The sequence below is a fragment of the Rhodospirillales bacterium genome (assembly GCA_016712595.1).
Classification (GTDB): domain Bacteria; phylum Pseudomonadota; class Alphaproteobacteria; order Rhodospirillales; family Defluviicoccaceae; genus Defluviicoccus.
In genome coordinates, this window is sequence record JADJQT010000001.1 from 1,979,581 (window position 1) to 1,992,078 (window position 12,498).

The window sequence follows — 12,498 nt, forward strand, 5'->3', positions numbered from 1 at the left end:
CGCCCCCACAGCGGGGATCTAGAAGAGGACCGACCAGCCTTCCGGGCCGAGATCGGCTGTGGTGTAAGCGACGGAATGCACGGTCGTTCCCGCATCGTCGATAAGCAGAATTTCGCCGCCACGGTTGGCGAGACGGGGCGCATCCGGCGCGTCGGGTAGGCGGAAGCGCAGGCTCTCGCCGGCCGGAAGCGAGCCCGCGATCGGCGCCCTGCGGCCGTCGTCGTCACCGATCGACCAGCCGTCGAGCACGACTGCGGCGTCGCCGCGGTTGAACACGGTGACCGTCTCGTTGCCTTCCTCGCGTCCGGCCGCATTGACCAGCGCGGCGATGATCTGGACCGGTGCGTCGTGATTGGGCTGACGCTGGACCGGCTGGCGCGGATCGGGGCGGCTGGCCAGCGGGTTGCCGGACGAATCCGTCTCCCAGCTCTGGGTCTGGAAGGCGAGGAATATCGCTGTCCATCGCCCGCCCATCCTGACGAACAGCGCGCCGTCCTGAGCCACGCCGTTATCGCCGCGGTATCGCGGCTCGGGATTGCCCTGGTTCATATGAATGTCGTGAATGCCGCGCTGTGGGCGAAAGCCGAAGTAGGGATCGGGCGCGGTATTGCGCGGATCGTTCTCCTCGCCGGCGAGCGGAAAGCGTTCACCGAAGGCGTAGACCAGCGCACCTTGCGTATCGCGTGCGCTCTCCAGCAATTCCATGAGGAACTCGCGCAGATCGTTGCGCGGTCCGGAAGCTTGAAACGGAACGGCGCGCATATCGTCACGGGCGAGAAGGAGACGGCCCTGGGTGCCACGCACGTAATCGAGGGCGAGCGCGCGCGTTTGCGGTGTGCGCAAGTCGGTATAGCCCAGCGGTAGCGCGGCGAGGCCGGCAAGGACCGGATGGTCGAAGTCATCGATCCGCCGGTAGAGCAGGGGAGCGCTGCCGGAGTTCGACTGCACATTGACCGCGATCCGGTGAGGCAGGCCTTCTGTCTCGATGCGCACCTCGACATGCGGGCTGCTGTCGGCGTCGATCGCCAGATCGGTCACAGGACCCGCGAGAACCTGATAGTTTGCGAGCGGCATGGTATCCCCCAATCCCGTCCGGCCCCAATCCCTGTCCGGCCGAAAAATCATCCTCTGCGCGTCGGACCGCAAGCAGGCGATAAAATACGTGCATAAGCTGCAATTTCAGTGCATTCGGACGCGTGCAAGGACGGCCGAAGGTAGCTCGATTTGCCACGGACGTCCGCCGCGCGGCACGGCATCGCCGGAGGGATCGATCGTCCGTTCAGGCGCGCAGAACCTGGGTGATGTCGGCGTCGGCGGCGATCATCCTTTTGGTCGTCTGACAGGGTTGCAGGCGGCCATCGCTCCACATCGACGCGCGATAGAGCGTGGCGAAGACGAAGGGGCGCGCGCGGGCACGCCAGCCGCCGATGGTCTCGGCACCGCGCCGGACGTTATCAATCATCCACGCCGGCAAGGTCAGGTGATAAGGGCTGCGCGCGACCTCGCCCGCGTGCTGCGCGAGGGCGGCGATCAGATCGGCGACGTCGTCGATCGACGATTCGACCATCAGGTTGGGCTGCGTCATAGGGCTCCAGTATTCTGTTTCGATCACCCGGCAGCGAAACGCGGCGGGGAGAATCGCCAGGGCGTCGAACACCAGATGATGGGTGCCAATGTGGGTGGCATGGCCGTCCGCACCGTGGGGTACGACGATGATCTCCGGCTGGTGATCGACGAGGATCCGCGCCACCGCGTCGACGGCGGCCGACCATTGCCTGCTGCCCTGCGCCCGGGCGACAGGGTTGATATCCTCGAAGCCATCTTCGCCAGGAATGATCGTTGCGAACGCGAGGACGGCACAGGCACGGGCGAGTTCGCCCCGCCGCCGGGAACGCGCCGAGCGCTCGCTGCCGAGCGTGGCCGCGACATTGATGATGCGCATGCCGGCTTCGCGGCGCAGTCGCAGGGCGAGCCCGCCGGTGAGGCATTCATCGTCCGGATGCGGCGAGAACAAAAGCCCGATCCCGGCGGTCATCGCGGCGGCGGCGCCACACGGTCTCATCGGCCACGGCGTCGTGATCGCGGCACCGGCGGCGAGCCCGGCGGCGATGCCGGCGACGAAGGAGCGGTAAGGATTGGCGGGGTCCACGGAGCGCGGTCTCGCGAGTGTTGAGCACAGTGCGCGTAAGCCTACAACGCCGCGCGTGCCTGCGGAACGCCACGCGCACGCCGCGCTGGCGAGCCGGAGCGAAACCGGTCAGAACACGAGCGACGTCGCACAGGCATCAGCGAGGAGGCGTGTTCATGAGGTTCTTGGTTTTTCAGCACATCGCGCTCGAACATCCCGGTAGTTTTCGCGATTTCATGCGGACCGACGGCATCGCCTGGGATGCGGTCGAACTTGACGCCGGCGAGCCGATTCCGTCGCTGACCGGCGGCGGTGGCTACGATGCGCTGATCGTCATGGGCGGTCCGATGGATGTTTGGGAGGAAGCGGCGTTTCCCTGGCTTGCGGCGGAGAAGGCGGCGATTCATACCTGGGTCGATGCCGGACGACCATTCCTCGGCGTCTGCCTCGGCCACCAGCTTCTCGCCGATGCACTCGGTGGGCGCGTCGAGCGGATGGACGCACCGGAGGTCGGCATTTGTTCCGTCGACCTCGCCGATCCGCATGATCCCCTGTTTACCGGTATCGCCACGCCGTTCGCGTGCCTGCAATGGCACGGCAGCGCGGTGACCGCACTGCCGCCGGGCGGGCAGATCGTCGCCGGCAACGCCGCCTGTGCCGCCCAGGCGATGCGCGTCGGGTCTCGCGCTTACGGTGTTCAGTTCCACGTCGAAGTCACGCCGGCGACCGTGCCGGAATGGGTGGCCATTCCCGCTTACGCCCGCTCGCTGGATACGGCGCTGGGCGCGGGCGGCCGGGCGCGCTTCGAGACCGCCGCCGCCGAACGCATGCCGGCGTTCAACGCCGCTGCCCGCACGGTCTACGAGAACTTCAAGCAGCTTGTGTGAGCGCGCGGCCACAAGGTGCGGATGCACGTGTGGGGATGCCGAAAAACCTCAAAGGGACTAACGACGCACCGGCCCGCCTGATGGTACTCTGACGTTATGATCGATGAGGCCTTCGCCAGCCACGCGCCGGTGCGCGCTGCGATCGATGCCTTCCGGCAGGCAGATGAAGCTGCGTGCGTCGGCAGCCTGCTCGGCGGGCTCTCGCTGCCGGCCGAGGTCCTCGAGCGGATCGCCCGCCTGGCCTCCGATCTGGTCTCGGCGGTTCGCGCCCAGCGCCTCGGCAAGGGTGGGATGGACGCCTTCTTGCACGAGTACGGCCTCGCCACGCACGAGGGTGTGCTTTTGATGTGCGTCGCCGAGGCGCTGTTACGTACGCCGGACGACGACACGCAAGAACGACTGATCCGCGACAAACTGGCGGCGGCGGACTGGCAGGGCCACCTTGGTCACAGCAACTCGCTGTTCGTCAACGCGTCGACCTGGGCGCTGATGCTGACCGGCCGACTGGTGGGCCTGCAAGACAACGCCGGGCGATCTCCCACCGCGACCGTGCGGCGGCTGGTCGCGCAACTCGGCGAGCCGGTGGTGCGCGAGGCGGTCGGACAGGCGATGCGCATCCTCGGCCGCCAGTTCGTCATGGGCCGGAGCATTGATGAGGCCATTCGCCGTGCCCAGCCGATGGAGCGGCGCGGCTATCGCTACTCGTACGACATGCTGGGCGAATCCGCCTGCACCGCCGGCGACGCGGAGCGCCATTTCGATGCCTATCGGCAAGCGGTCGCGGCGATCGGATCATCGGCGCCCGGGCGCAACGTCATTGTCCGGCCGGGAATTTCGGTCAAACTCTCCGCCCTGCATCCGCGTTACGAGCCGGCCAAGGCGGATCGGCTGCGCGCGGACCTCATCCCCCGCCTGCGAGCGCTGGCACACGCGGCGGCCGATGCCGGCATCGGCCTGACCGTCGACGCCGAGGAGGCCTATCGGCTCGATCTTTCTCTTGATGCGATCGATGCCATCTCGAGCGATCCGAAACTCCGCGGCTGGGACGGTTTCGGCGTCGTCGTTCAAGCCTACCAGAAGACCGCGCCGGCGTTGATCTCTGCGCTGGCCGAGATGGCTCTGGGTCATCGCCGCCGGCTGATGGTCCGCCTGGTCAAGGGGGCGTATTGGGACGCCGAGATTAAGCGCGCCCAGGAGCGTGGCCTTCCCTCGTACCCGGTGTTCACCCGCAAGGCCTCGACCGACGTGTCCTACCTCGCCTGCGCGCGCCAATTGTTCGCGCAGCCCGAGGCCTTCTTCCCGCAGTTCGCGACGCACAACGCGCAGACCATCGCCGCGGTCATCGAGTTCGCCGGGGATTCGCGCGATTTCGAGCTGCAGCGGCTGCACGGGATGGGTGAGGCGCTTTACGAACAGGTGGTCGAGCGGGGCGGGCGTGAGGTCGGCTGCCGCATTTATGCGCCGGTCGGCCGGCACGAGGATCTGCTTGCCTACCTCGTTCGTCGCCTGCTGGAAAACGGCGCCAACAGCTCGTTCGTCAATCGTGTCCAGGACGAGCGCCTGCCGATTGCCGAGGTCATCGCCGATCCGATCGCTGCGGTTCGCGCCCTTGCGTCGCTGCCACACCCGCGCATCGCGCTCCCGCGGCAGATGTATCTGCCCGAACGACTGAACGCGCCGGGCGTCGATCTCGCCGACCGCACCGTCCTCGCCGGACTCGCCCGGCAGATGGCGGCGGCGGACGGGCACGACTGGCACGCGGCCCCGATTGTCGGCGGCGTAGCGCGGCAAGGGCAAGCGCGCGGGATCGTCTCACCTGCCGATCATGCGAGGCTCGTCGGCCACGTCGTCGAGGCGAGCACGCAGGATGTAAGTGATGCGCTCGCTGGCGCTGCCGCGGCCGCCCGCGACTGGGCGGCGGTTCCGGTGGACGAACGGGCGCAATGCCTCGATCGCGCTGCGGACTTGCTCGAATCGAACCTGCCGGCGCTGATGGCGCTCGCCGTGCGCGAAGCCGGTAAAACCCTTGCCGACGCCCTTGCGGAAGTGCGCGAGGCCGCGGATTTCTGCCGCTACTACGCCCACCGGGCGCGTGTCGATCTCACCCAGCCGCTGCTCCTGCCACCGTCGCGATGCGGCCCACGATGGGCGCGGCTCGCTGGCGGCGGCATCTTCGCCTGTATCAGCCCATGGAATTTCCCGCTGGCGATCTTCACCGGCCAGATCGCCGCGGCGCTCGCCGCCGGCAATGCCGTTATCGCCAAGCCGGCCGAGCAGACGCCGCTGATCGCCGCGTTCGGCGTGCGTCTTCTTCACCAGGCGGGGATTCCCACTGACGTGCTGCACCTGCTGCCGGGCGATGGGGCGCGGATCGGCAGCGCACTCATCGCCGATCCGCGCCTGACCGGCGCGGCCTTCACCGGCTCGATCGACGTGGCGCAGCAGATCAACCGCGGGCTTGCCGCGCGCAGCGGCGGTAGGGCGCCGCTGATCGCCGAGACCGGTGGACAAAACGCGATGATCGTCGATTCGACGGCGCTGCCGGAGCAGGTGGTGCGTGATGCCATCGCGTCTGCATTCCAGAGCGCCGGCCAGCGCTGCTCGGCGCTGCGCGTGCTTTTCATTCAGGACGATGTTGCCGATCGCATAATCGAGATGCTGGCCGGGGCGATGGACGAGATCGCCGTTGGTGATCCGGCGCGGCTGGCCACCGACGTTGGGCCTGTCATCGATGAGGACGCGCGCGCCATGCTTGAGGGCCATATCGAGCGGATGGGCCACGAGGCCCGGCTCATCCGGCGATCTCCACTCGGCCCCGGCTGTGAGCGCGGCACCTTCGTTGCGCCCGCCACCTTCGAGATTGATCGCCTCAGCCTGCTGCAGCGCGAGGTGTTCGGCCCGGTGCTGCACGTTCTTCGCTATCCTGCCAGCCGCCTGGACCAGGTGATCGACGCGGTCAACGAGACCGGGTACGGCTTGACCCTGGGCATCCAGACACGCATCGACGAGACGTGGCGGGCGATCTCCGCCCGCGCCCATGTCGGCAACATCTATGTCAACCGCAATCAGATCGGTGCGGTGGTCGGCGTGCAGCCGTTCGGCGGAGAGCGGCTTTCCGGAACCGGACCGAAGGCCGGCGGCCCATTCTATCTGCATCGCTTCGTTGCCCATCGTCGCGCCCATTCAGGCACGCATGGCGCCGACGTTGCTGCAGCAGCCCCAGCGCCCGCGTCCTCACCGGCGCTGGTGGAACTCCGAATCGCCGACGTCGGCTTCGAGCAGGCGTCGCTGGCGGCGGGTCTCGCCGCCGCCGAGGGAGCGGCACGCATGTGGGAGGCAACGTCGGCGAAGGCGCGCGCGCACGTCATCGATCGCGCCGCTACCGGCTTGCGCACGGCTCTCTCGGTCCCTGAGAGCGAAGCCGGGATCGCGGTCGAGATGCTGCGATCGTACGCAGCCGGCACCCGCGATGCCTTCGCCGATGCGCGCGTCTTGCCTGGTCCGACCGGCGAGCGCAACGAGCTGCGGTATCGCCCACGCGGCATCGTCGCCTGCGTCAGCGTCGAAGCGTCGGATCTGTCGCACTGGACGGGCCAGGTCGCGGCGGCACTGCTCGCGGGAAACACCGTCGTCCTGGCTCACGCGGATACGTCGGCGGCGCTGAGGTTCACGGCGCTGCTGCTGGGCAGCGGGTTGCCGGACGGGGCTTTGAGCGTGATCACGGGCGGAGCGACGGCCGGTCTTGCCGAACTGCTTGCCGATCCTCGTCTTTGCGCCGTCGCCCATGTCGGCGCGCGGGGGATGGCCGCGGAGATGGCCCGCTATCTCGCCGGCCGCGACGGACCGCTCGTCCCGCTGATCATGACCTCCGGCGAGATCGACGAGCACGCCGGCTGGGGTGGGCCGCCGGACGGCAGCCCGCATTATCTCGCGCGCTTCGTGTACGAGTGGACGTTGAGCCTCGATACCACCGCATCGGGCGGCAACGCCTCCTTGCTGTCGCTGAGCGCGGATAACGGATAATGGGCCTCGTTTTGATCGAAGGAGCAAGATGCCATGCCGATCCAGGTGGTCGCCGGCGCGACACTGGCATGCAGCATGGGAGCGGCGCCGAGCGCCCTCGCCGTTCTGCCAGTGAACCGGACGATGGCGGGCGGACCGCCAGCGGCAACGATCATGGACTACGCGCCGATGGTCAATATTCTGCCCTTCGGTGTGTGCACAAGCCTTGCCAATCCGCAGGTCGCTGCGGCCACGGCGGCGGCGTTGGGCGTGCTGACACCACAGCCGTGTATCCCGGCGACGGCTGCGCCCTGGGTGCCAGGCGCGGCCACGGTGCTCATCGGCTCGATGCCGGCACTCGACAACAGTTGCACGCTGATGTGCCTATGGGCCGGGGTCATTCAGGTCACGGCGCCGGGTCAGGCAACGGTGATGATCCCGTGAGCACTGAGCCGCGCCGAGAGCAAGGGAATGAGCGAAGTTTGTTGTATACTCGCGGTAGCAAGGTCCGAAATCGGGGAACATGCCGATGTCGCATGGCAAGCCGTCATCGCCACCGAAGCCGCGCGCGGCAGGCCGCACGGCGCGGACGGCCGCCTCGTCCAGCCGAATACCAGCCGCGGTGGCACAGCTGAAAGCACCAGCTATGCCGGCGCGCGCGCGCGCTCCGCTTCCGGAGCAACTCGTCCGGCTGCCGGGCGGCGGTTTTCGCGTCCGCCTCGCCGGGGGGCCGGCTCGCGAGCCCAGTGGAACTTATAACTTCGTGCAACTTCACGGCAGTTCACCCGGATCGCAGCCAATTTTCCTGTCGCCGCAGCTGACGCACGCGCAACTCGCCCAGGGAAAGCCAGTGGTCTATGCCGGCACCGCACGCTTCGATAAAGGAGCGATGCAGTGGTGGAGCAACTATTCTGGGACGTACCAGCCGATTGCCGCCTTCCATGCACAGGCAAAGTTACCGGGTGAGCACTTCGTGCCCTGGCAACAGCTTCAACTCGGCGGTCACGCCATGCAGCGCTCCATGCTGGGCGAGCGCCGGTCCCAGCAGGCACCCGATCGTGTGCCGGCCCGCACGTCCGCCAGGGGTGAAACGCCGGCCGGCACCGACCCAGGGCAGTCGGCGGGCGCCGGTGGACGGGGCAACCACGCCAAAGGCACGCGGGGCATGGAAGGGACGGCGGCCAAGGGAACCGGTGATGGCGTATCGCCGGACCGCAGCGGGCGAGCAACCATGGATGCGCCGATGGGACGATTACAGTCCGGTGCCCGCCCGCCGGCAGGCTCGCAGGCACCGGAACGCTGAGCAGCCCCGCGGGTCGGGCGCGCCACGTCGGGCATGCATGACGTCGAGCCGTTCAGGCGGCCCCGAATGCCAGTGGCCCGGAACCAAGCCGCCCGCAGCTCGTGGCGAGGCACAAACGGCGATCAGGCGGCCTTGCGCAGGGTCCTTAGATGGGCGAGGGCGAGGTGGTTGGCTTTCGTTGCCGTATCGTACATCCCGGCCTGCTCGGCGAGGATTTCGCGCAGCAGCGTCAGCGGCGTTGCCGGAGGAAGGTCGAGGACGCCTTCACAGCCGCCGGCTTCGACGTCCAGGTGCATGCCGGCCGTCCGCGCCAGATGGCGCATTTGCCGGTGTTCGGCGAGTGTATAGAGATAAGCGCGGTCGATGCGGCGATTGCGCGCCCAGAGGATCGCCCGATCGAACAGCGAAGTGCACAGCCCCTTCTGCCGCAGTGGACGATCGACGCTGAAGGCGAATTCGACCGACCCATCGTTGAGAGCAGATAACAGCGCGGTCGCCGCCACGTTCAGTTCGTCGTCGAAATGCGCCAGAACGCGGAACCGTCCCTTCTCCAATCCGGCGACGAAGGCCTCGATCTCGGCGTCGCTGATCCGATGCCCGAACCGCAGGCGGCGGTCCTCGCCGTCAAGGCGAAGCAGATGGTCGGTGAACTTCGGCAACTCAAAGCTCATGAGCGTGCGAATGTGGTTCATAGGCCCTCGCAAATAGTTCAGCTCGTCCAAAAGATACGGATTCAACACGGCCGATTACGAGGGGCCACATCCATTTGTTGCATTCTCGCAACTGCGAGATGAAAAGTGTGCAACGCAAAAACACAATATTATGCGATATATTTTTCTTATATACGCAGAATATAGGAAGATACGGCCGTAAATCGCATCGCCTTGAAGGCCAGAGGACGGGCTATCCGATCGCGCTTTCCGCGAATTCGCCGGCTGGCGGCGTTGGCACGGGCCGGTGCAGCGCGATCGTTTTTCAAGCTCCGGCGAGGTCAGCAACAAACCGGCACAGAGTGTGATACGGGTCATACTGATGTCACAGGCGGAGGTGATTGACTGCGCTTACGCGACGGGTTGCCGGCAAATACCGGCCCAGGGGAATGGGGATGCCGCGGGGATGGGCGCAGTCAGGGCGAGGGTACCGCAAGACGGACAACGTGCCGCAGCCGTGGTGCACGCGCGGACGACCTCTGATGGCGGCGCTCCCCATTAGTGCTTCGCTGGCCTGGTCTTGTCCGCGATTTCAGGAATAGCGCCGATGAATGGGCTGTGGCGAACGCCTCGGCTGCTCGCGGCTGCCGGCAAGGTCCGGCCAGCGGGACGATGATGCGACCATTCAGCGTGTGCTCCGGAGTGGGGGGTGGATCGATCGGCAAGGTGCGGCCCAAGCGTCCTCGACGCTGACACTGTCGCGTTGTCGTTTCGATCCAAAGGAGGGGAGGGCCGCAATGCCCTCCCCGAATTTGTTGGACTCCGCGCCGGCAACAATCCGAATGAACTCCAGGCGCCACGAATCACAAAGGCCCCGCTCGCGCGGGGCCTTTGGTCGCGATCGGAAACGCTGCCCGAAGGCAGCGTTTCGCAAGAGTGTCGTTCGCCGCGGTCTACTGGACGATACCGATGTAGACGTACTCGCGGTTGTCGTTGGCCGGATCCAGGCTCGCGCCCATGGACGGGAACGAAATCGCGGCACGGCGGTTCTGCGGCTCGCGCACGCCATCGGCGGTCGGAACCAGCGGGTCCTCTTCGCCCTTGCCCTCGACTTTGACGGCCGATGGCGGGACGCCCAGCTTGGCCATTTCCGCTTCGACCGCTTCGGCGCGACGGACGGACAGGCCGAGGTTGTATTGCGGCGTGCCCGAACGGTCGGTGTAGCCGACGACCTTGACCATCTTCGCGCCGCTCGCCTTGGCGTGGGCAACGGCGTCAGCGATGATTTTCTTGGCTTCCGGGGTCAACGTCGACTTGTTCCAGTCGAAGAACACTAGGTAATCCTTGGGGGCCATCGCCTTGGGTGCCGGAGCGGGGGCCGGCTTCGGCGCCAGCGCTGCTTCGACCTTGGCGATGTTGTCATAATACCGCGAACGGCATGCAGCGATGTCGTCTGGCTGGAAGTTCTCTTCGACCCGCTGCTGTTCGCACCAGCAGTCCCAGCCGACCTGCGCCTTGGCCATCTCGGTCGGTGCCGCAGTTCCGCCGCCCTTGTCGAGGGCCGCTTGCAGTCGCGTGCGCGCGGTGGTCATTTCCGGAACAACCGCCGACGGCAGATGCCAGTCGCTGACCTGGGTCGGCTTCGGCGTCTGGCCCTTCGCCGCCATCGTGGCGTCGCCGGCCCACTTATCGGACGAGCGGTAGTTGCCTTGTTCGTATTCGGACTTGGATTCGGCGATGTATTCCTTGTACAGCGCCTGATCGAACGCCGAGCCCGACGGCTTCAGCGTCTTCGCTTCGTTGTAATCGAGCCCGGCGCACCCGGCCAAGGCAACGATCGACGCAACGGCCAATGAGACTTTCCAACCCCTCAGCATGCTCTCCACTCCCTATGCCATCCCAAAAATCATAACGGTCGACACTCCCTCGCACCACGGTGCCAATGGCCGATCAGGGCCTTGCCGGCATCGCGGATCGCACCGCATTTCTCCACCCATGGCTGCTCGGAACATCTTCTTCCCCTTCTCGGCTCATGCAAATGCTGCCGTCAGTCGCGAACCTCCGCGCCGCAGTCGGAGCGGAGAAAACACCGGCCGTGTTGCCTCCGGTGGAAGTGGACCATTCGGTCCTCCACTCTCCTCGACGGTCTCGATGTCCTGCGTGCGATCGCGGAGACTCCATTTCCGTCGCCGGCCGTGCGGCGCGGCAACGGCCTGCCCGCTCAAAGGACCGGTCCCCCATTCCAGCACCCACTGCCATTGGCTGGCCCCGGTTGCAGCGCGTGATCGAGCAAACCGCATCTTCCGGCAGGCGGTCAGGCGCGGCCGGCAACCCATCGCTGGAGCGAGGAAGCCGGCCGCCGCATTGCCATGGGAGAACTGGAAGAGGCGCGTTCTTCACCGGAGTTCCCAACAGTCTCGTTTTTGCGAAGCGGAATGCCACCGGGCTTTCGGCCACATCCGAGCTCCGAGTACAACTTATAAGCTCTTGCAAGCGTCGGCTAATATCATGCTCGCAAGGGTTTGGCAAAAGTTTCCGCCCTTTGCTCGATTTGCTGCAACACCTGTTGCTAAAATGCCTTACTATTGAAAATGCTTGCGGCTTTCGGTTCGCACCGCGGCAATGGCGCGCGTATTCAGATATTAATGAGCAATGATATTCGCGCCGCGCGTTCAAAACCACGGGTTGCTGCAGATGCGAAGTCGGCGCGCCGCCACCGAGCGATCAGTCGGCCCTCAGGCGACACCACACCGGCGTGTGGTCGGAGGCGCGTTCCCATCCGCGCGGCTCGCGATCAATGCCCGCGCCATCGAGGCGGTCGGCGGCGGTGGGCGAGAGCAGGAGGTGATCGATGCGTAACCCGTGATCGGCAGCAAAGGCGCCAGCGCGATAGTCCCACCACGTATAATGGCCGGCGCCAGGGTGCAGGCAGCCGACAGCGTCGGTCAGGCCGAGGTAGACGATCTTGCGCCAGGCGGCGCGGGACTCGGGCCGGCACAACGCATCCCCGCGCCAGCCGAAAGGATCGTAGACGTCGTCATCGGACGGCGTGACGTTCCAGTCGCCGCCGAGCACAAACGACTCGCCGCTGGCCAGCAACCCTTGCGCATGGGCGTAGAGCCGCTCCAGCCAGGCGAGCTTGTAGGCGAATTTCCCACTGTCGGCGGGATTGCCGTTCGGTGCATAGAGGCAGACAGCGCGCACGCCGGCGGTGAAGACGTCAAGAAAGCGGGCCTGCCCATCCTCCCCGTCGCCGGGCAAGCGGACGGCGAGCACATCAATCGGCTGGCGAGAGAGAACCGCGACGCCATTGTAGGTTTTCTGGCCGACGATCGCGGCATTGTAGCCGGCATCGCCGATCTCAAGCAGCGGAAAGCCGGCGTCGACGACCTTGGTTTCCTGCAGAAGCACGACGTCGGGCGACGTTGCCCGCAACCACGCCAACAGATGCGGCAGCCGCGCCTTGATCGAGTTGACGTTCCAGGTGGCGATGGTGAGCACGCGCCCGACCCGCGCGCCTGCCATCGC

At 66.5% G+C, this 12,498-nt stretch carries 9 protein-coding genes; 4 read left to right on the forward strand and 5 right to left on the reverse strand.

Translation table 11 applies throughout. The annotated features are described in order from the left end of the window. Positions 1-18: 18 nt before the first annotated feature. Positions 19-1,074 (reverse strand): DUF2278 family protein, encoded by a 1,056-nt coding sequence (locus IPK66_08980; GenBank protein ID MBK8175369.1) that lies wholly within the window; start codon positions 1,072-1,074, stop codon positions 19-21. Between the two features lie 205 nt (positions 1,075-1,279). Further along, a complete protein-coding gene (locus IPK66_08985; GenBank protein MBK8175370.1) occupies positions 1,280-2,149 on the reverse strand; it encodes a PIG-L family deacetylase in 870 nt (289 codons plus the stop codon). Positions 2,150-2,304: 155 nt separating this feature from the next. Here IPK66_08985 and IPK66_08990 point away from each other — a divergent pair, with 155 nt between their 5' ends. From IPK66_08990 to IPK66_09005, 4 genes are all read left to right on the forward strand, one after another. Next, the gene (locus IPK66_08990; GenBank protein MBK8175371.1) at positions 2,305-3,015 is read left to right on the forward strand and encodes a type 1 glutamine amidotransferase; all 711 of its coding nucleotides are present in this window, start codon (positions 2,305-2,307) and stop codon (positions 3,013-3,015) included. 96 nt (positions 3,016-3,111) lie between these two features. Next, positions 3,112-7,038: a bifunctional proline dehydrogenase/L-glutamate gamma-semialdehyde dehydrogenase PutA gene (gene putA, locus IPK66_08995; GenBank protein ID MBK8175372.1), complete on the forward strand. Its 3,927-nt coding sequence runs from the start codon at positions 3,112-3,114 to the stop codon at positions 7,036-7,038. A 33-nt stretch (positions 7,039-7,071) separates the two neighbouring features. Next, positions 7,072-7,461 carry a DUF4280 domain-containing protein gene (locus tag IPK66_09000; protein MBK8175373.1) on the forward strand — a complete coding sequence of 130 codons (390 nt, stop codon included), beginning with the start codon at positions 7,072-7,074 and terminating at the stop codon, positions 7,459-7,461. A 178-nt stretch (positions 7,462-7,639) separates the two neighbouring features. Beyond that, positions 7,640-8,320 carry a hypothetical protein gene (locus IPK66_09005; GenBank protein MBK8175374.1) on the forward strand — a complete coding sequence of 227 codons (681 nt, stop codon included), beginning with the start codon at positions 7,640-7,642 and terminating at the stop codon, positions 8,318-8,320. 122 nt (positions 8,321-8,442) lie between these two features. On the opposite strand, the gene IPK66_09010 is transcribed toward IPK66_09005, so the two are convergent. The 3 genes from IPK66_09010 to xth all read right to left on the reverse strand — a co-directional run bounded on the left by IPK66_09010 (position 8,443) and on the right by xth (position 12,495). Beyond that, positions 8,443-9,012: a GNAT family N-acetyltransferase gene (locus IPK66_09010; GenBank protein MBK8175375.1), complete on the reverse strand. Its 570-nt coding sequence runs from the start codon at positions 9,010-9,012 to the stop codon at positions 8,443-8,445. Between the two features lie 911 nt (positions 9,013-9,923). Further along, positions 9,924-10,847, reverse strand: coding sequence for an OmpA family protein (locus IPK66_09015; protein MBK8175376.1), 924 nt, complete (start codon positions 10,845-10,847; stop codon positions 9,924-9,926). Between the two features lie 847 nt (positions 10,848-11,694). Continuing rightward, complete coding sequence (gene xth, locus IPK66_09020; protein ID MBK8175377.1) at positions 11,695-12,495, reverse strand: exodeoxyribonuclease III; 801 nt, start codon at positions 12,493-12,495, stop codon at positions 11,695-11,697. Between the last annotated feature and the right edge of the window lie 3 nt (positions 12,496-12,498).

Excerpts from the sequence above, each read along its gene's own strand:
- putA (MBK8175372.1), top strand. The coding sequence starts at position 3,112 with ATGATCGATGAGGCCTTCGCCAGCCACGCGCCGGTGCGCGCTGCGATC.
- IPK66_09000 (MBK8175373.1), top strand. The coding sequence starts at position 7,072 with ATGCCGATCCAGGTGGTCGCCGGCGCGACACTGGCATGCAGCATGGGA.
- IPK66_08990 (MBK8175371.1), top strand. The coding sequence starts at position 2,305 with ATGAGGTTCTTGGTTTTTCAGCACATCGCGCTCGAACATCCCGGTAGT.
- xth (MBK8175377.1), bottom strand. The coding sequence starts at position 12,495 with ATGGCAGGCGCGCGGGTCGGGCGCGTGCTCACCATCGCCACCTGGAAC.
- IPK66_09010 (MBK8175375.1), bottom strand. The coding sequence starts at position 9,012 with ATGAACCACATTCGCACGCTCATGAGCTTTGAGTTGCCGAAGTTCACC.
- IPK66_09015 (MBK8175376.1), bottom strand. The coding sequence starts at position 10,847 with ATGCTGAGGGGTTGGAAAGTCTCATTGGCCGTTGCGTCGATCGTTGCC.
- IPK66_08980 (MBK8175369.1), bottom strand. The coding sequence starts at position 1,074 with ATGCCGCTCGCAAACTATCAGGTTCTCGCGGGTCCTGTGACCGATCTG.